General features: G+C 39.6%; 21 protein-coding genes. 5 read left to right on the forward strand and 16 right to left on the reverse strand.

All coding sequences use genetic code 11. The annotated features are described in order from the left end of the window. Window positions 1-242: 242 nt before the first annotated feature. The 4 genes from LVD17_RS08760 to LVD17_RS08775 are packed head-to-tail and all read left to right on the forward strand — an operon-like array spanning window position 243 to window position 4984. On the forward strand, window positions 243-578 hold the full coding sequence (locus LVD17_RS08760; RefSeq protein ID WP_233766161.1) for a PadR family transcriptional regulator: 336 nt from the start codon (window positions 243-245) through the stop codon (window positions 576-578). Beyond that, on the forward strand, window positions 578-3274 hold the full coding sequence (locus LVD17_RS08765) for an ABC transporter permease (RefSeq protein ID WP_233766162.1): 2697 nt from the start codon (window positions 578-580) through the stop codon (window positions 3272-3274). The genes LVD17_RS08760 and LVD17_RS08765 overlap by 1 nt, the downstream gene beginning before the upstream one ends. Window positions 3275-3325: 51 nt before the next feature. Further along, window positions 3326-3886 (forward strand): Crp/Fnr family transcriptional regulator, encoded by a 561-nt coding sequence (locus LVD17_RS08770; RefSeq protein ID WP_233766163.1) that lies wholly within the window; start codon window positions 3326-3328, stop codon window positions 3884-3886. Window positions 3887-3946: 60 nt separating this feature from the next. Continuing rightward, window positions 3947-4984: an alpha/beta hydrolase family protein gene (locus tag LVD17_RS08775; RefSeq protein WP_233766164.1), complete on the forward strand. Its 1038-nt coding sequence runs from the start codon at window positions 3947-3949 to the stop codon at window positions 4982-4984. A 49-nt stretch (window positions 4985-5033) separates the two neighbouring features. On the opposite strand, the gene LVD17_RS08780 is transcribed toward LVD17_RS08775, so the two are convergent. The 9 genes from LVD17_RS08780 to LVD17_RS08820 all read right to left on the reverse strand — a co-directional run bounded on the left by LVD17_RS08780 (window position 5034) and on the right by LVD17_RS08820 (window position 11988). After that, a complete protein-coding gene (locus LVD17_RS08780) occupies window positions 5034-5360 on the reverse strand; it encodes a hypothetical protein (protein ID WP_233766165.1) in 327 nt (108 codons plus the stop codon). Window positions 5361-5446: 86 nt separating this feature from the next. Beyond that, entirely contained in the window at window positions 5447-6541 is a 1095-nt protein-coding gene (locus LVD17_RS08785) for a hypothetical protein (protein WP_233766166.1), read from the reverse strand. A gap of 118 nt (window positions 6542-6659) precedes the next feature. Continuing rightward, a complete protein-coding gene (locus LVD17_RS08790) occupies window positions 6660-7040 on the reverse strand; it encodes a hypothetical protein (RefSeq protein ID WP_233766167.1) in 381 nt (126 codons plus the stop codon). Window positions 7041-7080: 40 nt separating this feature from the next. Continuing rightward, window positions 7081-7383, reverse strand: a complete 303-nt coding sequence (locus tag LVD17_RS08795) for a DUF4236 domain-containing protein (RefSeq protein WP_233766169.1) — start codon at window positions 7381-7383, stop codon at window positions 7081-7083. Further along, window positions 7380-7784: a hypothetical protein gene (locus tag LVD17_RS08800; protein WP_233766170.1), complete on the reverse strand. Its 405-nt coding sequence runs from the start codon at window positions 7782-7784 to the stop codon at window positions 7380-7382. The genes LVD17_RS08795 and LVD17_RS08800 overlap by 4 nt, the downstream gene beginning before the upstream one ends. 102 nt (window positions 7785-7886) lie before the next feature. Then, window positions 7887-9005 (reverse strand): toll/interleukin-1 receptor domain-containing protein, encoded by a 1119-nt coding sequence (locus tag LVD17_RS08805; protein ID WP_233766171.1) that lies wholly within the window; start codon window positions 9003-9005, stop codon window positions 7887-7889. 89 nt (window positions 9006-9094) lie between these two features. After that, a complete protein-coding gene (locus tag LVD17_RS08810; protein WP_233766172.1) occupies window positions 9095-9820 on the reverse strand; it encodes a response regulator in 726 nt (241 codons plus the stop codon). A gap of 5 nt (window positions 9821-9825) precedes the next feature. Then, window positions 9826-11706, reverse strand: coding sequence for a tetratricopeptide repeat protein (locus LVD17_RS08815; protein ID WP_233766173.1), 1881 nt, complete (start codon window positions 11704-11706; stop codon window positions 9826-9828). Window positions 11707-11799: 93 nt separating this feature from the next. After that, window positions 11800-11988, reverse strand: coding sequence for a hypothetical protein (locus tag LVD17_RS08820; protein WP_233766174.1), 189 nt, complete (start codon window positions 11986-11988; stop codon window positions 11800-11802). 366 nt (window positions 11989-12354) lie between these two features. On the opposite strand from LVD17_RS08820, the gene LVD17_RS08825 reads away from it, so the two are divergent. Further along, window positions 12355-13122 carry a hypothetical protein gene (locus tag LVD17_RS08825; protein WP_233766175.1) on the forward strand — a complete coding sequence of 256 codons (768 nt, stop codon included), beginning with the start codon at window positions 12355-12357 and terminating at the stop codon, window positions 13120-13122. A gap of 9 nt (window positions 13123-13131) precedes the next feature. Here LVD17_RS08825 and LVD17_RS08830 read toward each other — a convergent pair whose 3' ends face one another. From LVD17_RS08830 to LVD17_RS08860, 7 genes are all read right to left on the reverse strand, one after another. Continuing rightward, a complete protein-coding gene (locus LVD17_RS08830; RefSeq protein WP_233766176.1) occupies window positions 13132-14895 on the reverse strand; it encodes an AMP-dependent synthetase/ligase in 1764 nt (587 codons plus the stop codon). Window positions 14896-14948: 53 nt separating this feature from the next. Then, the gene (locus tag LVD17_RS08835) at window positions 14949-16787 is read right to left on the reverse strand and encodes a tetratricopeptide repeat protein (RefSeq protein ID WP_233766177.1); all 1839 of its coding nucleotides are present in this window, start codon (window positions 16785-16787) and stop codon (window positions 14949-14951) included. A gap of 391 nt (window positions 16788-17178) precedes the next feature. Further along, window positions 17179-19029 carry an Ig-like domain-containing domain gene (locus LVD17_RS08840; protein WP_233766178.1) on the reverse strand — a complete coding sequence of 617 codons (1851 nt, stop codon included), beginning with the start codon at window positions 19027-19029 and terminating at the stop codon, window positions 17179-17181. Next, the gene (locus LVD17_RS08845; RefSeq protein WP_233766179.1) at window positions 19029-19910 is read right to left on the reverse strand and encodes a class I SAM-dependent methyltransferase; all 882 of its coding nucleotides are present in this window, start codon (window positions 19908-19910) and stop codon (window positions 19029-19031) included. Before LVD17_RS08845 ends, LVD17_RS08840 begins: the two co-directional genes overlap by 1 nt. A gap of 4 nt (window positions 19911-19914) precedes the next feature. Next, entirely contained in the window at window positions 19915-21780 is a 1866-nt protein-coding gene (gene mnmG, locus LVD17_RS08850; protein ID WP_233766180.1) for a tRNA uridine-5-carboxymethylaminomethyl(34) synthesis enzyme MnmG, read from the reverse strand. A 120-nt stretch (window positions 21781-21900) separates the two neighbouring features. Then, on the reverse strand, window positions 21901-22323 hold the full coding sequence (ybeY, locus tag LVD17_RS08855; protein ID WP_233766182.1) for an rRNA maturation RNase YbeY: 423 nt from the start codon (window positions 22321-22323) through the stop codon (window positions 21901-21903). After that, window positions 22323-22724, reverse strand: a complete 402-nt coding sequence (locus LVD17_RS08860) for an ATP-binding protein (RefSeq protein WP_233766183.1) — start codon at window positions 22722-22724, stop codon at window positions 22323-22325. Before LVD17_RS08860 ends, ybeY begins: the two co-directional genes overlap by 1 nt. Between the last annotated feature and the right edge of the window lie 3 nt (window positions 22725-22727).

The following is a 22727-nucleotide window of genomic DNA, read 5'->3' on the forward strand; positions in this document are numbered from 1 at the left end:
TTGTATCTTATTATATATCGCCAAAGCTTATTTTACTTTCTTTGGCAACCGGCACCTCGGTATTTGGAACGAGGGATAACAAATATAATAAAATTTGTTATGCATGCATACCAATTATGAAGAAATTTTACAGCGCCCCGTTTCCCTTTAATAAGCAGCCAGTTAATTTTTTTGGAAGAACCCGTGCAACCTTTTAAATATACCGGCGTCTTATACCTAAGACTCTAATGTATTAAACACTTATGCATTCAACAGAATTATTGAAAGGTACGCTGCAGATGATCATTCTGAAACTTCTCGCCGATGAGGGTAAAATGTATGGTTACGAGATCACTCAAAAGGTAAAGGAGTTGTCTGAAGGGCAAATGGTGCTAACGGAAGGCGCGCTCTATCCTACTTTACATAAACTGGAAGCTGAAGGATTATTACTTACCGAGAAAGTGGCCTTGGGGAAGAGGGTAAGAAAATATTACCGCCTCACTGAAACCGGTCAGTCTTCTGTATTGAAGAAAGTAGATGAATTCACAGATTTCATCGGCTTGATGAGCCGCGTACTTCAAATTAAACCCGCCTTGTAATGGAGCTTTCCAATGAGCAAATAGATTATATCCAAAAAGATATCAATTATCGGGGCATAGTACTTGAAGACCTGGAAGAGGAGCTTCTCGACCATGTCTGCACATTGGTGGAAGAAAAGATGTCATCCGGTCAAAGGTTTATTGATGCATACGATGCTGTAATCAGAAGCTTCGGCTCTGATCAGGAAATTCAACAGGTTCAAAATCAAACACTCATTTTATCAAATAACAACCCCAAAATCATGTTCAGGAATTATTTCAAAATAGCCATCAGGAGTTTATCCAAGCATAAATTCTACTCCTTCATCAATGTGGCCGGGCTTGCGGTCGGTTTGGCTTGTTGTATGCTCATCTCCTTATTCGTTGCTGATGAATTAAGTTATGACGGTCATCATAAACATAAGGATAGGATATATCGGGTAGTAAGACACGGAAATTTCAACGGTAATGAATTTCACTATTCTGTTAACCCAGCTCCTTTAGCTTCTGCCCTTGTAGAAGAGCTTCCGGAAGTAGAGAAAGCTGTGAGGTTTCGCAGCCGGGGCACCTATTTAGTTACTACCGATGCTATGACTGAAAGCTTTAAAGAAAACAGGTTAATCTTCTCTGACCCGGATTTCTTTCAAATATTTAGTGTTCCCCTAATTGAGGGGAACCCGGAAACAGCGCTAAAGGATCCAATGACTATAGCCATCAGCAAAAGTATGGCCTCCAAATATTTTGGCACAGAAGACCCTTTGGGGAAAATCATGACGCTTGATGGTGACGAGGAATATCACGTAACGGCTGTATATGAAGATATGCCAACCAACAGTCATTTGCAATTTGATTTTCTCATGTCAATGGCCTCTCTGGAGGAAAGCAAAAACACTGAGTGGCTCAGTAATAATTTCTTTACTTACTTCCTGCTCAAGGATGGTGTAAATGAAAAGCTTTTTGAACAAAAACTGAATGATATGACGGAACGCCACTTGAGGCCTGAAATCATGGCTTACATTGGCAAGTCTCTGGAAGAGTTTAAGGAAGCCGGAAATTATGTGGTGTTTAATATTCAGCCGCTGCAAGATATCTACCTACACTCAAGTTTCATTTTTGACATTGGTCCTACAGGAGACATCACTTATGTTTACTTATTCGCAGCCGTTGCTATTTTTATTCTGGTCATTGCGTGTATCAATTTTATGAACTTATCCACTGCCCGGTCTTCGAACCGCGCAAAAGAAGTGGGTGTACGTAAAGTATTAGGCTCATTCCGGTCTCATTTGATCAAGCAGTTTCTGCTCGAAACCATTTTGCTATGCCTCCTGGCTTTTGTCATCGCCATAGCTCTGGCCTCAATGGCCGTTCCCTTTTTCAATGACCTTGCCGGTAAGTCCATTGAAATACCACTAAGCAGCCCGGTTTTTTATGGAGTAATATTTCTTTGTGCGCTTTTCATAGGTGTTTTGGCCGGGGTTTATCCCGCTTTTTTTCTCAGTGCCTTTAAACCTATCAATGTCCTGAAGGGAAAATTGGCACTCGGTACCGGTAGTAGTCTGATCAGAAGCGGACTGGTAATCTTTCAGTTTTTTATCAGCATTTTATTGATCATAGCCACTGCTACGGTTTATCAACAATTGAATTTTATTCAGAATAAGAAGTTGGGATTCGCCAAAGAACAGGTATTGATCATCGGTGATGCCTACATGCTCAATGAAAAGGTAGATCCGTTCAAAAAGGAAATTGAGCAACTCCCTCAAATTACCAGTGCATCTTTATCAGGCTACCTGCCGGTGCATGGGTATAACCGAAGTGACATCAGCTTCTGGGAAGATGGTCAGGAGCCTTCTCAGAATAACATGGTGAACATGCAAATCTGGAGGGTGGATGAGGATTATATCTCTACATTGGGAATGGAGTTAATAGATGGCCGGAATTTTAACGAAGAGATAGCATCAGATTCCAATGCTATAATTATCAATGAAGCTGCACTCAGGGCTTATGGGTTTAAGAAGTCAAGTGATAATCATAGCTTGTTGACTTTCCATTTCGATGGTGAAACGGGAGTGGTTTCCAAGGACGTGTATGATAAATATAATGTGATTGGTGTTGTAAAGGATTTTCATTTTGAATCCATGAAAGAAGATATCAGTCCTGTCGGCCTGTCACTGGGTCGCAGTGCCAGTGTGATCACTGCAAAGTTTGCAACGGAAGATGTACAAAGTGTATTGGCTTCTGTAGAGGATACCTGGAAAAAGTTTGCACCCGAATTGCCTTTCAATTACTCGTTTCTGGATAGTGATTTTGGCACCATGTACAAAACAGAAAAACGTGTGGCTACTGTATTTACAGTGTTTTCAGGTCTGGCCGTTTTTATTGGTTGTCTTGGTCTGTTTGCGCTGGCGGCTTTTATGGCTGAGCAACGCACCAAGGAAATAGGTATCCGCAAAGTACTCGGGGCTTCGGTTGGTGGTATTGTATTTATGCTATCCAAAGAGTTTAGTAAGTTGATCGTTGTGGCTTTTGTTATTGCGGTACCGTTGGCGTGGTGGGCTTCATCACAATGGTTGAGTAACTATAGCTATAAAGTGGACATTGGTCTGGGACTATACCTGGTCGCCGGATTAATCGCTTTTGTTATCGCATGGCTCACGGTGGGTTATCAGTCTATCAAGGCTGCCCGCTCCAACCCTGTCAACTCTTTGAGAAGTGAATAAATTTATTGAGATTTTCAGGGTTTAACAATAATCCTGAAAATCTCTTTTCCCATGTTTAAGCTGCTCGAAAATAAACTAAAGTCAGAAAATGGTTTTAACGCAAGCCAAATAGAAGAGCTCCTCTCCTGCTTTCAGTCTTTAACCACCGAAAAGCATCAAATCCTGCTTCACAAAGGGGAGACAGCCAGGCATTTAGGTTGTTTGCGGGTATTTTGTATTCAGCCCGATGGTAAGGAATCTACCAGGTTTTTTGCTTTTGAAGGGAGATTTGGAACGGCATTTCCAAGCTTTATTTTACAACAACCTTCTGTTGCACTGATTGATACTGTGGATAAGTCAGAATTATTAAGAATCAATTATCATGATTTTCAAACCTTGCTGGCAACGGTGCCTGGTTGGGAAACTTTATATCGCAAAGAGCTGGAACGTGATTATGTGGAAAGCATCCTTCGTATAGAATCGTTTGTGACGATGAACGCGGCTGAAAGGTATCAGCGGATATTACAGCATGAGCCTCATCTGATCCATCGACTGCCAAACCGGATCGTGGCCATTTACATGGGAATATCGCAGGAAACTTTGAGCCGGTTGAAATCAGACCGTCGTTTTTGACATTTGTCAATGTTTCTTACTGCTCAAGTCGGTACCTATGCAAAATAAAAAGTATCCGATATGCATAAAGTATTACCCATTATAGTCTTTGTATTTTTCACGTGTAACGCAGGCGCCCAATCTTATATAGGTCAGCAAACTTTGGAATTATACGACCAGTCCAGGAGCCGGCCTGTAATTACTGAGATCTGGTACCCTAGCTATAAAGCTCCCATAGAAGCTGATGTAAAATTCAAGACACCTTTTGTAAGGGAGACAACCACGCGAAATGCTCCCCTACCTGAAAAGAAACTGTCACTGATTATGTTATCCCACGGCACGGGTGGCGGAAGGCTCACTTTGGAGTGGCTGGCTGCAGGGCTTGTGAAGCAGGGATACATGGTAGCTGCGGTGGATCACTGGGGAAATACTTTCGATAACAAAATACCAGAGCAATTCCTGAAATTCTGGGAACGGCCCAAAGATATTTCTTTTGCCATCACAGCACTGCTGTCTGATGATAAAATCGGCCAGGCGATTGATAAGGAAAGAATTGTCGTAGCCGGTTTTTCCCTTGGCGGCTTTACGGCTATTGCTCTTTCAGGAGGCATGCTGGATTATGAACAGCTCATGGCATTCACCGACTCTGAAAAAGGTGAGAAAGAGGCAGATATTCCTGAACTGCACGATTTACCGGATTTGCTGAAAAATGAGGCGTTTATGGAAAAGCTTTTGGAGGAGTACAAAAACTCCGGATCACTAGCAGATCACCGCATCAAAGCAACTCTGGCTATTGCCCCGGCCCTGGGGCAAGGCTTCAAAAATGAGGAACAAGTCCGAAGCATTAACATTCCTGTTTTCATCATAGGAGCAGAAGGCGACGAAATGGCTCCTGTAGAAACCAATGCTGCCCATTACCATCAGCTCATTGAGGGATCTGGTTTTTTCCTGTTTGAAGGTGAGGTTGGTCATTATGTTTTTCTCAACGAGATCAATGTGCCCATGGAGGGTGACGCTGCAATATTCTTTGGTGATCACGCCACTGTGGATAGAAATCAGGTACACCAGAAAACGATCGGGTTATCCACAGCGTTTTTTGAGAAAAGTTTGAAGGATTAGGAAGATGTTGCCGCAGAGTTTACTTCTGCGGCAACTTACCCCAAGTGGATCAACTACATTTGCAGCCGGAGCCTGTCACCCATTTACAACAGGATCCGCCACACTCATTTTTGTTCTTACCCGAACACCCGCAGTTTGCTGTTGTGGGACAGCCATTGCTCCCTGAGCCGGAAGTCCCTTGTTCACAGGCTACCCCATCATTATCGGCATCCAGGTCACCGTGGCATTTGGGGTTAGCATTGTAGGCCGCCTGGGCATCAGCCTGGCCGGCGTAGTCTGCACAATTGGTATCGGGACAGCTGCTCTCTTCTACTGTACATCCCGAAAAACATAATACCCCTGCAAACACCATTCGTAATAAAAATATTCTGGTCATGATTTCTCCTTTTTCAGCCAATTAAGACTGATAAAGGGTGTTTGGGAAATTTGTTTTCCGGGTGGTAGGGTTTGGTTTCCCGATGACTAATTTTTTAGATATGGCTCTTTCCAGCTGTTAACCCTATACTTTTCAACATTTCTCTTTTGCCAGTTTTCTTTAATGGTTACAGCAGAAACACGAATATGTACATCTATACCCTCCATTAAATTATCGTTAAGTAAACAAATATAAAATGTCCCTGCCTTTGGGTTTTCCATCCTTTTGTATGACAAAGGGCCATTACCCATTTCAAATTGGAAAAATTGATTGCCTTGCATAAAGTTTTCCACATTCTCATGGTTTGAAACAAACCAGTATTGAATGTTATTAGCTTTGGCAGGAATACCAAATTCGGCATAGCCTTTAAGAGCCAAAAGGGCCAATGCAGAAGAGCCGGAACCATCAAACGAAGCAAGACTTTGAGTAATATCAGTCGCCGCCTTTAGTTGGGATTTTCTTTTAATGGCTTTTTCTTCAGCCTGTTGAAATATTGCTTCTGAATCTTCTCCTACACCGATGTAATACGACCAAGAAACAGTATTAGGAGGGAGTGCTACTTGAACAATTGATCTATTCGGTTTACCATTAGTTGCTGTTTGTGAATGTACTCTTTCTACTTTATTGCCTATTACAGAAATAACTGCCGTATCAATTGAAGCTAAATAGTCCTCTTGAACAGTGTAAAAAACTGTGTCATACTTAACATTCCAATAAACCGTAGAATTGAACTTCTTACTAGAATCCGCTGGTTTCCTCTCTAACTTATATCTGCATACCCTACCTCCCAAGGCCGAATTCTTTAAGCGTAGTTTATAAATTCCTGTATTCTGGATTTGGATAGCCTTATTGTTAATAGTACTTGATTTATATTCAATATACTTGGAATTAGATGGAAGCTCCATAACTTCAATTTCCTTTAGCTCTTTTCCTTTTATTTCTTTCAAGGACATAAGCAATTCATCACCCTCCGATAATCCAAAGTAAAACTCCTGTTCAGAAACACCATTGACTTTTAGTGTGCCCTCCGATACAGTTATGTTTTGCTGAGCATATGACATCTGCATACTAAACATCATGATTGATAGGAATCTCAAAATCGCGAGAAAACAGTTCTTTAGAAGTGGATGAATTTTAGCCATAATTTTAAAGTTTTGATTATGTCACTAATTAAACCATTATGCTCACGGGTAAAAAAGACATTTTCCGAAAGACCTAAATCAATTTCCCAATGGATTAATTACAAGGCTGAGTTGGCTTTCACTCATGCTGCCAACATTTACCACTTACATTCTTGGTCATGCGCCGGCAGCGGTTGCCTGTGGTTTTGGCTATGGCAGAGCATTGGCTGGATACAGCATTTTTTTCGGGCCTTGGTGGGTCAACGATCTTGCTATTGTCAATTTCTACTTCTTTCTGAGTAATGGTAGTGGTAGGTTTACAGACTTTGCATGGTTCATAGCCTCGCTCTTTGGCATCTATCAACGCTATAGGATATTTGCTATGGCTTAAATACCGACAGGTTTCTTCATGGTATTTACTTCCGGTTTTGGTGATATATACAACCTGGGCATCTGCTGTATTGGCAATGAAAATAGTAAGAACGGTCAGCAGCATTAAGTGTCTGATAAGTTTTTTCATGGCAGGCGTTTTTGATCGTGATTAGCTTAATTTAGTCATTTTAGGCTTTGTCTCTTATTTTTCCTATCAAAAAAGCCACACCAAAAACAACTAGCCGGAGCAGGTTATAAATTACAACGACGGATAGCAGTAATGCTCCAAAGGCTAAGAAGAAGACCAATCCGCCAGAGCTTTTGCCCCAGCTTTGTCTAAAGGACAGGCCACGAATACCCGTTTTGATTGAAAAACCCCGAGAGCCCACTGAGCCGAATTTTGTGCGCTTGCTTAAAGAAACCCCCGACTTACTGATATTCAAATGGGAGCCTTTACCCAGGTTTATCCTTCGCTGATATCGAAAGCTCATAACTCAGCTATTGCCGCTTCAACTTTATCCACAAAATTTTCCACGGCCTGCTTACCCATGCCTTTGGTATGAAATATCAAACGAGAGCTGGCTGATGAAATGGTAATGACGTGTTTGCGAGAGCTAAAAAACAGGGCTATCAAAACCCCAGCCGTAATCAAAAGCAGAACAGATAGATGATCTGCCAAATTGCCTAATGAAACGACCCCGGTAATGCCACTTATTATCGCAAGTATGATCAGGATCGGATGGCTGGTATATTTCACCTCTATACCACTAACCTGTTTCAGCATAATGCTGATTAGTTCTTTGTCATCCTGATAGCGGATTCTGTGAGTAGTGAGCACAACCACCTCTGACTCGGATTTTACGAGTAGGGATTCATTTTTATTGAGGTTCATTTTCTTATGGTTTTCGATTTACCCACAAGAAAAGAACTATGGCTTAAGTGTTTTAAATTATATTTCCCAAGGCATTGATTTTCTTTCCCAACGAATAACCGGCTAATCTTCAAGCCCGGCGAAAACCCATTTATCCTCTTCTTTTTTAAACTTGTACGTCTCAGTAGGTAAAAACCCGAGCAGTACAGTCTCCCTTCTTTTCATCCAATCGGAGCGCTTGGAATAAGTAAGTGCCACGGACAGGTACCGGATATGATTTTTATAAACCACTTCTACCAGGTAGGTGTAGTCATCAACTTTATTTTCATCCACAATTTGGTAATCTGTGGGTAGAGTGTTGATAAAGATATATTTTACATCAAGGGTATGAGGACTGGGTTTATGATTGATTAAATAAATATGGGGTTGCTCAAAACCGTAGGCATTTTCCGGGGTCAGCAGGTCCAGATTTTTATCTACTGCCGGTTCTACATTTTTCTTAAAGTTGAATTTAGAATATCCGGTTTCAAAAAAGTACTCATTGCGGTAGTGTGCTTTTATTTTATTATAGCGATCATTAAAGTTATCAATGGTGGCAAGGGTGGTAGCTTCTCCGTCTCTGTTTTGCATTTCCTCCTGATGATCAGTCATCATCTCGGCCTGGAAGGTCTGGATGCGATCCTTTATAGAATTATTGATTCGGGTATCGGAGGGAAGATCTCTTATGAGGAAAAACCAAATGGCAATTGCCAATAATAATAAGCTAAAGGTACTGGTGTAAATTTTTGCAGATGGCTGTTTTGGTAAAGGTTTGGACTGTATCTTCTGCTCATTTTTGATTTCTTTTACCAAACGATCAGCTACATATTCAAGACCTTTTTTGGTATTTAGTGCTGTATATTTTGCTAGCTGGCTATCATATTGTTCAATTACCCGTTCATCTATATTATGCCATATTGTAAATATTCTTGCTTTTTCTTTGGCCCATAATGCATGAAATTCCCTTTGAGGCCACTCGCGCCCCAGATAATTATGAGTAATTACCAGCACCCCATGTTTTGAGTTAATCAGCGCCTCTCTTATGGTTTCATCCAACTTCTTTCCGGCAATTAAATGTGTACTGGAACACCAGACTTTAATACCAGCTTCTTCCAGTTTGTTAACAAGTGGAGTTACTATGTCAATCTGATCACTTACAGCGTGAGAAATAAATACATCGTATACTTTATTATCAGAAGGCATAAAATTTCATGTTTTTGCCCCATATTAAAATTGATACGCAAGAATTACAAAACCAATTTCCGATCACAAGCTTCTGGTTTCCAAAAGCCTTATTTGATCAGGTTGAAACAACTCATTACATCATCACGATAGCTTTTGCTCATCTGTACTTCGTGTTTATCCCCAAGTTTGATCATGTTGCCATCGATACCGGTAACCCGGTTGATATTAATAATGTGTTTCCTGCTCACCTTTATAAAATCAGAACTGTTGATCTGATCAGAAATAATCCTCATGTTATTCGAAAGTTTATATTCCTTTTCATCTGTCATCACTGAACTGTAAGCCCGGTCAGCCTCCAGGTAAATGATATCTTCGTAGGAGATCATTTTTGATTTTTGGTTGTCTATCCTGATGAATATGCGGTCTTTCAGTTTAGAAGTTGAGGTTGTTTTTGCTGGTTTGGCAGCATTTACAAAAGCTATCTCCAATGCCCTCAGCAAGTCACCGGTTCTGAAGGGTTTGGATAGATAGTTGGCCGGGAAAGTTTTCTTTGCACGGTCAACGGTTTCGCTGTCAGTATGGTCGGACAGGTATATTATGGGAATATCATGCTTTTGTCTGATCTTCTCCGCCGTAGCAATCCCGTCAAGCTCACCGGCCAAATGAATGTCCATCAGGATCAGGTCCGGAAGTGTTTTGTTCACTAAGTCGATCGCATCTTCTCCGCTAACTACGGTTTCCAGTACATCAAAATCATGATCCGTCAATATGGCTTTCAGGTTTTGAGCTATTAAAAGCTGATCTTCAACGATCAATACAGAAATTTTTTCCATTTGAGTTACTTTAAAGGCATTAATAAATTGAGTTTGGTTTTATTTGAGGTTTCCCATTTAATGGTTGCATTCAGTTGTCGGCTCAGTGTTTCTATAATATTCAAACCCATAGAGCTTTCAAACTTGTCTGGCTTAGAGAAGCCGGGGCCGTTATCTTCTATACGCAGGTGCAGTTGATCTTTTTCCAAATGTAAAATCACCTTTAGTTCCGGATTTTCGGTCACCGGAAAAGCATACTTGAAGGAGTTGCTGACTAGTTCGTTCACAATCAAGCCTATCGGTATCACTTTATCCACATCCAGCTCGACGGGCTGTATATCTACCTCAATTGAATCATTTTGCAGTTGGTCGTAACCATAACTATCGGCAAGCTGGCTGATCAGGTCGCCCAGGTAATCGTGAATGTTGACTGATCTGCTTTCTGTTTTTTTGTAAAGCTTCTGGTGAATGATAGCCATGGCATTGATGCGGTTCTCTCCACTTCTCACCGCTTCCAGCGCACCTGCATCGGTTATGGTACGCGATTGGAGACTGAATATATTAGAAAGAAGCTGCAGGTTGTTCTTGACCCGGTGATGCAGTTCCTGCATGAGGAGTTGAATTTGCTTTTTGTTGCGGCTCTCAGAACGGAACTTAGTATATATTGATAATCCTATTACGAAAACCAGGACGACCGAAATACCCAGGATGATAATCCACAAGCGGCTTAGATCTATTTCAGCTTTTTGCAGTTCACGTTCTGTTTCCAGCATCGCTATGGATTGTTCTTTCTTCTCAGTCTCATACTTGGTTTGCATTTCAATCAGCCGCTGGACCTTATCACTATTAAGCAGGCTATCCCTGACGACCATTAGTTCCCTGGCACATTCGAGGGATTTATCGTAGCGGCCGAGTTGTTCATAGGCAAGCATACGGAAGTTGAGATTGTCTTCCATCTCCGACAAAAATCCTCCTTCTTTTATTAAGGCTTGAGCAGAATCAAGATATAGTAGAGCTTTTTGTGGCTGGTTTTGCAAGTTATAAATATTAGCCAGATTATTATATGTGATCGCTTTGCCACTTTTATCATGTATGGATCTTAAATTTAGTGACCTTTCCAGATAATCTTTTGCCTCCGCAATTTGATCCAGATTGATCAGCACACCACCAATATTATTGAGAGTGCTGGCAACCAGAGACTTGTCATTAAGATTTTCCTTTATTTTTAACGATTGATTTAAATATGTTAAAGCACTATCATACTCCTCCAGGTTTCGATAAATGATTCCTATATTGTTTAGAGAAGAAGCTACTTCTTTTTGATTATTTAATGATTTCCGTATGGAAAGTGCTTTTCTATGGTAGGCTATGGCATTATCATAGTCTTCCTGACTTGCATAAATACTGCCAATGGTATTGTAACATGCTCCAAGTGATTGGGTATTTCCCAGAGGGTCTAATAATCTGGCGGCAATCAGTAGATTTTCCAAAGCCAGTGAATAAGAGCCCATTTGCTTGTTAACCATACCCAAATTAGTCAGAGCCGATGCTACGCTTGTGGTGTCATTTTGATTTTGATAATATTGGATTGCTGCCTTATAATGAAAAATGCTACTATCTATTTTCCCGAGTTTGTTGTAAACTGTTCCGAGATTATTATGAGTAAAAGCCATGCCAATTTCATAGTTTTTGCCCATATAGCCTTTCATGCATTTTTGATAATAAGAAATAGCACTGTCGTACGATCTATCTTGCTGATAGGTTTGGGCTATTTGGTAATAAAGATGCTCATGATTTGAAGAAGTTGTATCCAGAGTTTTCTTCAAAGTAATGATTGGAATGTTTTCAGGAACCTGAGCTTTGAGCGCAGGTGAAATCAACAAAGCCAGAATTAGACAACGCAACATTATTTCATTCGTTCTATGTTTTTGAAATTGTAGATCAATATAGAAAAAAACCATCCCTATTGGAATGGTTTTTTCATTTGTTTGAACACCAAATTAAATATTTAGTGTATCGCTAATTGTTGAATTTTGCGAAGGAGGTGGTGGTGGCGGAGGAAGAACGATAGGATCATCGTCTTCATCATCTCCACCGCCTCCCAAGGGCCGTACAACATCCTCATTACACGCAAAGGCGAAAGCGCCAAAAATCAAAGTAAGTATTGAAAAAAATTTTATCCGTTTCATAACAGTAAATTTTTGTAGTTAGAAATGGGCTGAGGCAGAATTGGATAGGCAACACGATTCCTGTTCTTGAAATCAATCGGATTTCAAGTATTTGAAAGTCAAAATGTTATCTACTTACGCTGGCCTCAGCCATTAAGTGTGAGAGGAGTCTCTCCGTATGGGTGAATGCAGTATGACTCTCACGGTCCAGACTTTATTCATCCATTTGGTTCGACTAGTGAAGCACCTTCTCGAGTGATGCTTCGGAGTGATTGATCAATCAACTATACAAAGGTTACGATTGTGAGGACGGTTTCTTAACCTTACTTTTTCCGCAGTTCTTTTTTTTCTACTTTAACTACACGTTTTATCACCGAAGCCCCCATTATGAATATTGAAGTGCCAATTCAAGAGCTTGATCTGATGTTTAAGCATCTAACTGATCATTTTAATGTAGATCTCGAAAAAGCAGGATTCTTAACTATAGCTGACGCAATCGAGAATGTTGATTATCGATATTTAAGTGAAAAGCTTTACGGACAAATGACTGAGGCGAGAAAAAAGGGGATTCCTGAAATTAATCTACGTCTGGAAAAATTAAATGCTATAGTAGAGCACTTGGGTTTTAAGAGTTTTATGGATTTTCAGAACTACATAAAAATCAACCCACAGCTTATGCAGTATGTTGGGCATTATTACTCTTTGATTCGAAAAAATTCAAAAGACTCCGAGATACTTCAGTCACCAGTAAAAATTGAAAGAGAAGAACATCTGGTCAGATTGACGTTAAAAGGAAAAGATCGCCGTTATACAGGAAATTTAGAAATTCAAGATGGGTGCATGACATGCCTTATGAGATCAGAAGAGCGAGATAAATCTTTTTACCATGTTTACAGAATCGGTAAAATAAAAAATCCCCGTATAATGCTGGGGATCTTTGCAGGAGCATCCTCTTTTGATGAACCAATCGGAGGAAGGTGCATTTTGCTAAAACAGGACAACGATTTTCATAAACTTATAAACGAAAAACTAAGAATTGAAGAATTGGACAATCATGTTGATCAAGATTACAAACAGCTCCGACAATATTTTGAAAAGTATGAAGAAAATAATTTAAGCCTCGGCAATCTCAACGACTATGGATTGAATATTTAGCCTTAGCTATCACACACCCTCATATATCCTGTCAATCTCTTGCTGATAGTGCTGCTTAATAATTTTTCGTTTCAAGCTAAGCTTGGGGGTCATCTCTCCTTTTTCGATTGTCCATGGCTGCGCAAGCAGCCGGAATTTTTTTATTTTTTCATACTGGGCAAATTCCTCGTTGGCATGGTCAACTTCTTCCTGATACTTCTGAATGATCTTTTCATTGAGGATCATTTCGGCAGGGGTAGTATAGGTGATTTGATGTCGGCGGCAGTAATCTTTCATTTTTTCAAAATTCGGGACGATTAAGGCAGCGGGAAATTTTCTGGATTCTCCGACAACCATGGCCTGGTCTATCATTAAGGATTCTACCAGTTTGTTTTCAATAGGCTGAGGAGCTATGTACTTCCCTCCGGAAGTTTTGAACATTTCCTTTTTCCGGTCGGTGATCTTTAAAAATTTGCCGTCAACCATCTCACCAATATCGCCGGTATGAAACCAGCCGTCGGAATTGATAACTTCTGCCGTGGCCTCGGGTTGTTTGTAATAGCCCATCATCACATTATCTCCTTTTGCGAGTACCTCGCCGTCTTCAGCTATCTTCACCTGCACACCTTTAAGCATTGGCCCTACGCATCCTATTTTTATGGCATCCAAGCGGCTGAAGCTGATGCCCGGTGAAGTTTCCGTAAGGCCGTAGGCCTCGAGTACTTTTACCTGAGCTGCCCAAAAAATATTGGCCAGACTGGGTTGCAACGCAGCGCCGCCCGAAATGATGAATTGCACATTTCCCCCCAATGCTTCGCGCCATTTGTTGAAGATAAGTTTGTTGGCGAGCTTAAGCTGGAGATTGTACCATATTCCATGTTTTGCATCGAGCTCAAATTGTTTGGCCAGGTTCAATGCCCAGAAAAACAAAGACTTTTTTATGCCCTGCAGTTCATATCCTTTGCTCACGATTTTCTCGTAGACTTTTTCCAGTAGTCTGGGAACTGTGGCGAAGAAATGAGGCTGTACTTCCTTTAAGTTCTCGCCTAGCGTGTCCATGCTTTCAGCGTAGTATATAGATACACCCATTTGCATGTAAGTATACAGTGCAGTTCTTTCAAAAATATGACTCAAAGGTAAGAAGCTAATGGTACGATGCTCCGGGCCACCTACGGCAAATGCATCGCAAACAGAATTAGCATTGGATAATATATTCTTATGGGAAAGCATAACACCTTTAGGATTACCTGTGGTACCTGATGTATAAATGATAGTGGCTAGGTCTTCGTATGCTATGGTATCCCTTAAGCTCTTAATTTCCTCAAGTGACTGCTCAGTAGCAGGTTTAAGTATTTTCTTCCAGTAATCGGCCGCGTTGATTTCATCGAAACAATAAACCGTCGGGTTATGATCAAGCGACTTTTTGGCTTCGTTTATTTTGGCTGTTACTTCCGCATCACCGGCAAACACAAGTTTAACTCCTGCATCGCGCATTATAAATGCATAGTCATCTGCAGTTGAATTGGGATACATCGGAACGTTTATGGCTCCTATTTGCAATATGGCGTAATCGGCAAAAACCCACTCCGGTCTGTTAAATGAAGCAATTGCAACTTTATCACCCTTGTTTATACCCAGCTCAAGTAAACCTGTACTGAGCTGGTTTACAATTTCAGCAACTTCTGAGGTAGAATACTTTATCCAACTGCCATTAACTTTATTTGATAGAGCATCCTGTTTGGGCCTATCGGCTAGTTGAAAGTCAAGTACATCAAATATTCGGGTTATTTCCATAGGGCTAGGTTTTTGCAAAACTGGCGTTTAAATTAACTAAATCTTATCATTTATTATAATTCGCTGTTTTGCAATTTGCCCTCAAGGCTATTGTAATCACCTCTAAGTTGTCTGAAACGCTTTCTTGCTTCTGCTACATATACACTTCCTGGATACTTAGTTAAGAATGTTCTGTATATTTCCATGGCTCTTTCCGGATCATTGAGCTGCCTGTCATAAATAGAACCTATGGTAAAGTAAGCATCATCACTAAGTATGTCATCATCATATTTATCTACAATTTCTTGTAGCAGTGATATCGAGAGCTCAAAATGGCCAAGTTTTTTCTGTATATCTGCTTCTTTCCATAGGAGCTCATCTGACAAACTATGGCCTTCATATTCCTCACGCATAGCCTCAATGGCGCGAAGCGCCGGCGCTATTTTATTTTGGAAAAGCATTAATTCTATTGCGGCAAATTTTTTCATTGCCGTTTCAGTACTATCAAAAGCTATGTTATCCTTTATCAACAAACTCAGCGCCATGGCATCATTAGCAATCTCACGGGTTGTGGCTTGTTTTAATATATCCAGGTGCTCCTGAGCTAATTGAAATTCGCCCTTGTAGTATGATAGTTTTGCGTTTCTTAGTTTCGCCTCATATCCAAGCGGATCTTCCTTATGTGATTTTTCTACCTGAGAATAAAGCAATGTCGATTCCCAAGGTTCTTCTGTTAAAATGTAGATATCTCCTAAATCCAGCTTTGATCTTGCTTTTATATCCGGATTGGCCCTCGGAGTTTCTATTATTTCATTTAAGATGGTAATAGCTGAATCTTTTTCATCCAAATAGAAAGCATGAAGCAAAGCTTTATTGCGCAAAGCTTCAAGAGTATTTCGTGTAATCCCAAGCTCACTTATAAAATTATTGTAATCATTAATAAGATTTCTTATTTCACGCTCATCAATTGGATAGGTATTTCTTACCCGTTTTTCGTATGATTTGATAAGATACATCTTGGCCAGCAGATAATTATAAGTACCAGGAAATTCCTTTATTATGTAAGTGAATATTTTAATTGCATTATTATAATCGTTGTTATCCAGGGCCATAAGACCAATGTTAATACTTCGGCTTCCTTCAGTTCTTAATCGCTTATCTATAGCCCTAGCCTGAATAAAGGCTCCGTAAAAATTCTTTTGCTGAAGGTTTACCCATATAAGCAGCTCGCTGTATATTTCACTGTTCGGTTCATTTTGAATTTTGTCATAAAGTAACATTTCCAAGCTCTGAAGTTCTTCAGGTTTGGCGAGCAGACTTTGCAGCGTATTTTTTACATAGTTAAGGTTTGAAGGGTTCTGGCTAACATAATTGAGATACTCCTGCACCATTAAATCTTTCTCGTTCATAATGCGGTAAATGTTAGCCATCTCCAGAGCATACGCATATTGATTGTTGATGGCATCTCGAGCTTCCTTAAAAGTTCGGATGGCCATATTAGTAAGTTGCTTGTTAACGAAATAGTCCGCGGTTATGCGCGTACGATAATTGTCATACTTAATTTCATCTATGATATCATCAAAATATTTTTGGGCCTGAGTCTCCTGACCAGAATTTTTTAACAGCACTCCCAGGTCAAGCTGATAATAGAGATTGTTAGGAAATTTTTTGATGAGGCGTTTAATATATTTTTCTGCCTCATTGTATTCTGTCATTTCCAGTAGCAGGAAAAAATAATTGTTGTGGATAAGTGGGATATTATCCGGATCTCGAGTTAGATCATCATAAAGCTTTTTTGCTTTTTCATATTCTCCCTGAGAGTAATATTCGTTGGCCAGCCTGACTTCCTGTGATTGAGCACTGGCTGTTAAGGAAATAATAATGAGTAAGCCTAAGATCAAAAAATTTTTCATAGATCCATTTATTAACAATTCACACACACCTATATTATATATACTATTATATATTTAAAATTATTATTATATACTATCATGTGGATACGTGGATAAATACTTAATTTATATCTTGTTTTTTAAAGTTGTGGATGTTTTGATCATTATCTATATGTTATCCACAACTGTTTAACCTTGTAACTTACTGAAAATATGAAAGTTATAAGTTATTCACATCGAATGTCTTCAAATGTGGATAGTTTAAGGTCGCGGTATAAGTCTGTGGATTTTCCAATTAACAAGTTGAGTTTGTTTTATTAATCAACACCTGATTCTGATTTTGAGGCTGATATTTAAGTTAAGAACATGTTATGTTTAGATTTCCACAGCATTAATCCACAGTTATCCACACCTAGAATGATATAACGTTGGGGCCAAGTTCCCAGTTTGCCCTAAGGGTAAGTATTTCATTACCTTCACTATTTTGGTAAAAGATAATGGGTTCCGGCTCTTCGTTAGCTTTAACGTTCCCGGGATCCCAGATACCGTTCAGGTTGCTATCCACAAGTATTCTAACTCTATATTCTCCTGGTTCAATGTTTTTGAACTGAAATGTTTTACCGTTAACTTCTTCGGCTACTACCTGGTTTTTTGTGTTTATTAGTTGCACAAAATAATGCTGGCTATCTGTTTGTACCTCGATAAGTAATACCCCTAACTGATCTGGTTTTACAAATGAAAGGTTTTCCTTTATCCTTTTGCTGGAGTCTGATTCAGCACTTATGAAGCTGCCTGCACTTGTATAGAAGTGAGGTTGCTTTGGTGTGGGAGGTTGCTGTTTCAGACTATCCTTCAGTGATGCATCTTCTTGTTGTGACATGTTCTCATTTTTAGGGACTTCCCTGTTGTCCGGCCTGCCTGAGAGTTCTTTCTTATTAGGTGTGTTTCGTTTGTCCGGGTTTGGTACCTCTCTGTCTGCAGGCACCTTCTCGGCTTTTCTACTTTGAGCTCGTGAGCCGGTATTTGTATTTATGTCATCTTTGTTAACAAATAGTGATGGATCAATTTCATAAGTCAGGGATACTTCATCCTTGTATTGGTTCCACTCCAGGTCCTGTGGTTTGAAGTATAAGATATTTGCAGTGTCAAGGTATAAGTATATACTGTCGTAGTTTATATTTTTTACAGGTTTACTGAATTTGAGAGTGGCGCTGAAAGTTGGAGTTTTTGTAATTACTTTGGGAAGCGTTGCTTTCACTGTAAAGTCAGTAGGTTTGCGTTGTGTGGGTTCAAATTTAAACCTGACAGAATCGAATATATCATGTTGGAGTGAATCAGTGGCACGTATAGATATTGCCAGAGTATCACTGTATTTGTCAGAGTTGAAGATTTGTATTGTATTGTGGCTGACATCAACGAAGTTGCTGTAGACTACTGTTGTTGTATCAATACTTTTAAGATCATAATCTGTTACATGTTTGTTATATTTAAGATTATATGTAGTGCCGGAGGCTCTTGTGCTTTGCAGTTCCAAATCACGAACATCCAACAACTGTATTGGAATATTAAGTTTAGAAATATTACTATCTAGTTTGACCGTTTCAGAAATAAATCCATGCTTTTCTGATTTACTTTCTAAGGTCAGGTTTTTATTCTTGTCTTCAAATGCGTAGATTTTATAGGATGCATTCTTTAAATTGTCAATGTTGTATAGTCCTGCTGCATCTGTCTTGGTATAGTATACTGGTGGACTGTTAAATACATCAAGGGTGTCGTTCGCTTCATATATGGCTATGGTTACGTCTTTAGCGTTAGTATTGGTCATTAGATCATAAACATGTCCTGATAGGCTTAAAGAATCCAAATAGCTACCTGTACTAAATGCCAGTTTGAGTGTATCGGCAGGGTTACCTTCCGTTAGATCTTTAATTCCTTCGCGGAAGTTAATGGAATATGTAGTACTGTCCTGGAGAGGTTTTTCAAATTCTATAATTACTTTATTCTTCCTGTATTTTATTTCGTATTCATCCTTTATTCTGGGTGTGATAAGAAATTGTTCTTTTGGATTGTCTGTTTTGATGAGCTCATCAAAGGTTAATACTATTTCCTTTCCTTTGAAGTTTAATTCTCCCTGGGCTGGTATGGAAGATACCAATACTGGAGGTACTTCATCTTTTTCACCACCAGTTGGAGCTGACTGATTTGCACAAGCTGAGAATAAGGCAACACTAAGAAGGAGTATGCCGGAAGTGATCCTGTTCATTATTTACTGAGTATATATATTAAACTTGAATAGTTGAAATTATTGTTTTTTGCCTTTTGGTTTGAGATGAACCCACGTATGGGTGCCTTAAAAAATTTGAGTATACCAGCACCTTTGTAGGCTTCGCTAAGCAGGCTTACATAATAAGCATCCAAAGTCATTGGCAATATTTTATTGATTTTAAGTTGATATTTAGTTGCCAGTCTGCCCAGGCTTTCCTGATCAAAATGGTATAAATGTCTGGGTACATCATATGCTGCCCAATACTGTTTGTAATACTGGGCATCATGGCTTTTGTAATTTGGAACGGCTACAATGAGCTTGCCAGATTGTTTTAGTTTATCAACCATCATCTGCATGAAGTCATTGAGATTTGGTATATGTTCCAGAACATGCCACATAGTTATAACGTCAAATTCTGTTTGTTCCACATCCTTTAAATCTGCTGAAATATTTATGGAGGTTTTATCGGTAGCCATTTTTCTAGCACTTTCATCAGGCTCTACACCATTGATTGCCCAACCGTCCTCTTGGCATGCAGATATGAAATGACCTGTACCACAACCTATGTCCAGCATGCTACCCTTTTTATTGAGGGAATTAATTAGCGCTACTTTTTTATTTAAAGTAAAGTTCCTGGCTATTTTATATATAATGTTAACAGGACTATTGGATTTGTTGCTATGAGAAATATAATCCTGAGACTGGTAATATTGAGATAGATCCTCTGCTTTAGGACGTGGATTGGTAAAGGTGAAGGAACAATTAGTACATGTTACTAGATTGAATTCTTCTCCTGAAACGGTATAGTCTTTACAGGTTAGGTAGTTATTAAAATGCCCGCTATCACATAGCGGGCAGGCATTTAATCTTTCAAGCATACTTCTATTTACTCAGATAGACCATTAGTACGGAAACATCTGCGGGTGATACTCCGCTGATCCTGGATGCCTGGCCTATGGTTTGAGGTTTTATTGTTTTTAGTTTTTCTTTTGCTTCTGAAGAAAGCGCTTTAATATTTTCGTAGTCAAAGTCCTTCCTTATCTTCTTACCCTCCAGTTGCTCCATCTTATCGGCCAACTGTTTTTCTTTATCAATGTAGTTATCATACTTTATCAATATCTCAGCCTGTTCTAATACGTGCTGATGATATTTGTCCAGATAAATTTTTAAATCGTTGTTAAGATCTTTTAGATGATTAATGCTTAATTCCGGACGCTTTACCAGACCTATCACTGGTATGCGTTGTTTAATGGGTGCAGAGTTCTGGGAAGTCAGGCTTTCATTGGCATCTTCTGGTTCCACTCTTTTTTGCTGCAGATCATTAATGAGTCTGGCTACATCCTTTTTCTTATTGAGCATGTTCTCCAGTCTTTCATCTGAAGCAAGGCCTAGCTGATGTCCTTTTTCAGTTAATCTTATATCTGCATTATCCTGGCGAAGTAGAATTCTGAACTCTGCTCTGGAAGTAAACATGCGGTAAGGTTCTTTTGTGCCTTTATTAATAAGATCATCAATGAGAACTCCAATGTAGGCTTCAGAACGCTTTAGTATGAATGGCTCCGTTTCCTTTACTTTTTTATGAGCATTAATACCAGCGATTAATCCCTGACATGCTGCTTCTTCATATCCTGTTGTACCATTGATCTGCCCTGCGAAGTATAGGTTTTCTATAAGTTTTGTTTCTAGGGTTAGACTGAGCTGTGTTGGAGGAAAGTAATCATATTCTATGGCATAGCCTGGTCTGAACATCTTTGCATTTTCAAAACCAGCTATTTGCCTTAGTGCTTTGTATTGAACATCTTCAGGTAATGAAGTAGAGAATCCATTGACATATATCTCTACCGTATTCCAACCTTCAGGTTCCACAAATATCTGGTGTCTTTCACGTTCAGCGAATCTGTTGATTTTGTCTTCAATAGAGGGGCAATACCTTGGCCCTACGCCTTGGATGCGCCCATTGAACATTGGAGACTTGTCGAACCCAGTCTGTAATGTTTCATGAACATCATTGTTGGTATAGGTTATAAAGCAGCTTTTTTGTTGTTCAAGGGGCTTTGTACTTGAACTAAATGAGAACTTCTCAGGAAGTTCATCCCCTTGCTGCTCTTCCATTTTAGAGTAATTTAAAGATCTTCCATCTACCCTTGGCGGTGTACCTGTCTTCATTCTACCGGCTTCAAAGCCAAGGGAAACTAACTGTTCAGTTATTCCTTTTGCAGCATGTTCACCGGTTCTTCCACCACCAAATTGCTTCTCTCCTATATGAATGATACCATTAAGAAATGTGCCGTTGGTGAGTACTACTGCTTTAGCTTTTATTTGGATACCCATTCCTGTAGTGATACCAATAGCTTTATTGTTCTCTACTACTATCCCTGTAACCATCTCTTGCCAAAAGTCTACGTTTGGAGTGCTTTCCAGGGTTAATCTCCATTCTTCGGCAAACCTCATTCTGTCATTCTGCGTACGTGGACTCCACATAGCAGGGCCTTTAGACTTATTTAGCATCCTAAACTGAATCATTGATTTGTCAGATATTATACCCGACATACCACCTAAAGCATCTATTTCTCTTACAATTTGTCCTTTAGCTACGCCACCCATAGCTGGGTTGCAAGACATTTGTGCTATAGTGTTCATGTTCATAGTGACCAAAAGCACCTTTGATCCCATTCTTGCAGCAGCATGCGCAGCTTCACATCCGGCATGGCCTGCCCCTACTACTATTACATCATACTCCGGAAACATAATCTTCCATTTTAAATATTAGTGTTCCACGTGGAACATCTCATTCTATATTACTTCTGAATTCGTTATCAAGTTTAGTGTCTACCTACTGTTCCACGTGGAACAGTAGCGCTACTCACTTCAAGGGCGCAAAGATAAACAAGCTTCTTCTTTTTCACGCATACCCCTTTCTTCTTCGGGTGTTTTGTCCTTGTGTCCCATTAAATGTAATACACCGTGGATTATAACCCGGGCCAGCTCATCTTCGAAAGGGGATTTAATACTGTTGGCATTATCTCTCACCCTGTCGATGCTGATGAATATATCTCCTTCTATTTGTTCGTCCTCTTCAGAGTTATCAAAGGTGATAATGTCGGTATAGGTGTCATGGTTCAAATAGTCTATATTCATCTGATATAGATACTCATCGGAGCAGAATATGAAATTCAGTTCTTGTAGTCCGAAGCCTTCTTTCTCTATGATAGTTTTTATCCAGTTGCTTATGTAATCCTCATTGATGAGTTTAAAGTCTATGTCTTCTTTAAAGAAATTAACGACTTGCATTAGCTTATATAAAAGTTTAGCTCAACTACTTTACCCTCCTCCATGAAATTGACTTCATCTGAAAGATGCTTCATAAGAAATATACCTCTACCGCCAGGTTTCTCAAGGTTTTCCGGTGCCGTAGGGTCTGGTAAATTTTTGTAATCAAATCCCTGGCCTTCATCACTTATAGTGAACCTGATCTGACCATCTTGCAGAGATAACGATAGCGCAACATTTTTTGATTTGTCGTGTTGGTTCCCATGCTTGATGGCATTGTTGACTGCCTCAGTAACGGCAATCATAATGTTTCCATAAATGTCGTCATCTAGCTGGAACTTCTCCTTCGCATTATCAATAAAGCTTTCGATCATTCGGATGTTCTCTGTGAGGGAAGGGATCTGAATTTTAATGGTGTTCATTCT

Source organism: Fulvivirga ulvae (genome assembly GCF_021389975.1).
Taxonomy (GTDB): domain Bacteria; phylum Bacteroidota; class Bacteroidia; order Cytophagales; family Cyclobacteriaceae; genus Fulvivirga; species Fulvivirga ulvae.

Bases quoted from the DNA above. Each gene is read 5' to 3' on its own strand.
- LVD17_RS08760 (WP_233766161.1), top strand. From the start codon at position 243: ATGCATTCAACAGAATTATTGAAAGGTACGCTGCAGATGATCATTCTG.
- LVD17_RS08765 (WP_233766162.1), top strand. From the start codon at position 578: ATGGAGCTTTCCAATGAGCAAATAGATTATATCCAAAAAGATATCAAT.
- LVD17_RS08770 (WP_233766163.1), top strand. From the start codon at position 3,326: ATGTTTAAGCTGCTCGAAAATAAACTAAAGTCAGAAAATGGTTTTAAC.
- LVD17_RS08775 (WP_233766164.1), top strand. From the start codon at position 3,947: ATGCATAAAGTATTACCCATTATAGTCTTTGTATTTTTCACGTGTAAC.
- LVD17_RS08780 (WP_233766165.1), bottom strand. From the start codon at position 5,360: ATGACCAGAATATTTTTATTACGAATGGTGTTTGCAGGGGTATTATGT.
- LVD17_RS08785 (WP_233766166.1), bottom strand. From the start codon at position 6,541: ATGGCTAAAATTCATCCACTTCTAAAGAACTGTTTTCTCGCGATTTTG.
- LVD17_RS08790 (WP_233766167.1), bottom strand. From the start codon at position 7,040: ATGAAAAAACTTATCAGACACTTAATGCTGCTGACCGTTCTTACTATT.
- LVD17_RS08795 (WP_233766169.1), bottom strand. From the start codon at position 7,383: ATGAGCTTTCGATATCAGCGAAGGATAAACCTGGGTAAAGGCTCCCAT.
- LVD17_RS08800 (WP_233766170.1), bottom strand. From the start codon at position 7,784: ATGAACCTCAATAAAAATGAATCCCTACTCGTAAAATCCGAGTCAGAG.
- LVD17_RS08805 (WP_233766171.1), bottom strand. From the start codon at position 9,005: ATGCCTTCTGATAATAAAGTATACGATGTATTTATTTCTCACGCTGTA.
- LVD17_RS08810 (WP_233766172.1), bottom strand. From the start codon at position 9,820: ATGGAAAAAATTTCTGTATTGATCGTTGAAGATCAGCTTTTAATAGCT.
- LVD17_RS08815 (WP_233766173.1), bottom strand. From the start codon at position 11,706: ATGTTGCGTTGTCTAATTCTGGCTTTGTTGATTTCACCTGCGCTCAAA.
- LVD17_RS08820 (WP_233766174.1), bottom strand. From the start codon at position 11,988: ATGAAACGGATAAAATTTTTTTCAATACTTACTTTGATTTTTGGCGCT.
- LVD17_RS08825 (WP_233766175.1), top strand. From the start codon at position 12,355: ATGAATATTGAAGTGCCAATTCAAGAGCTTGATCTGATGTTTAAGCAT.
- LVD17_RS08830 (WP_233766176.1), bottom strand. From the start codon at position 14,895: ATGGAAATAACCCGAATATTTGATGTACTTGACTTTCAACTAGCCGAT.
- LVD17_RS08835 (WP_233766177.1), bottom strand. From the start codon at position 16,787: ATGAAAAATTTTTTGATCTTAGGCTTACTCATTATTATTTCCTTAACA.
- LVD17_RS08840 (WP_233766178.1), bottom strand. From the start codon at position 19,029: ATGAACAGGATCACTTCCGGCATACTCCTTCTTAGTGTTGCCTTATTC.
- LVD17_RS08845 (WP_233766179.1), bottom strand. From the start codon at position 19,910: ATGCTTGAAAGATTAAATGCCTGCCCGCTATGTGATAGCGGGCATTTT.
- mnmG (WP_233766180.1), bottom strand. From the start codon at position 21,780: ATGTTTCCGGAGTATGATGTAATAGTAGTAGGGGCAGGCCATGCCGGA.
- ybeY (WP_233766182.1), bottom strand. From the start codon at position 22,323: ATGCAAGTCGTTAATTTCTTTAAAGAAGACATAGACTTTAAACTCATC.
- LVD17_RS08860 (WP_233766183.1), bottom strand. From the start codon at position 22,724: ATGAACACCATTAAAATTCAGATCCCTTCCCTCACAGAGAACATCCGA.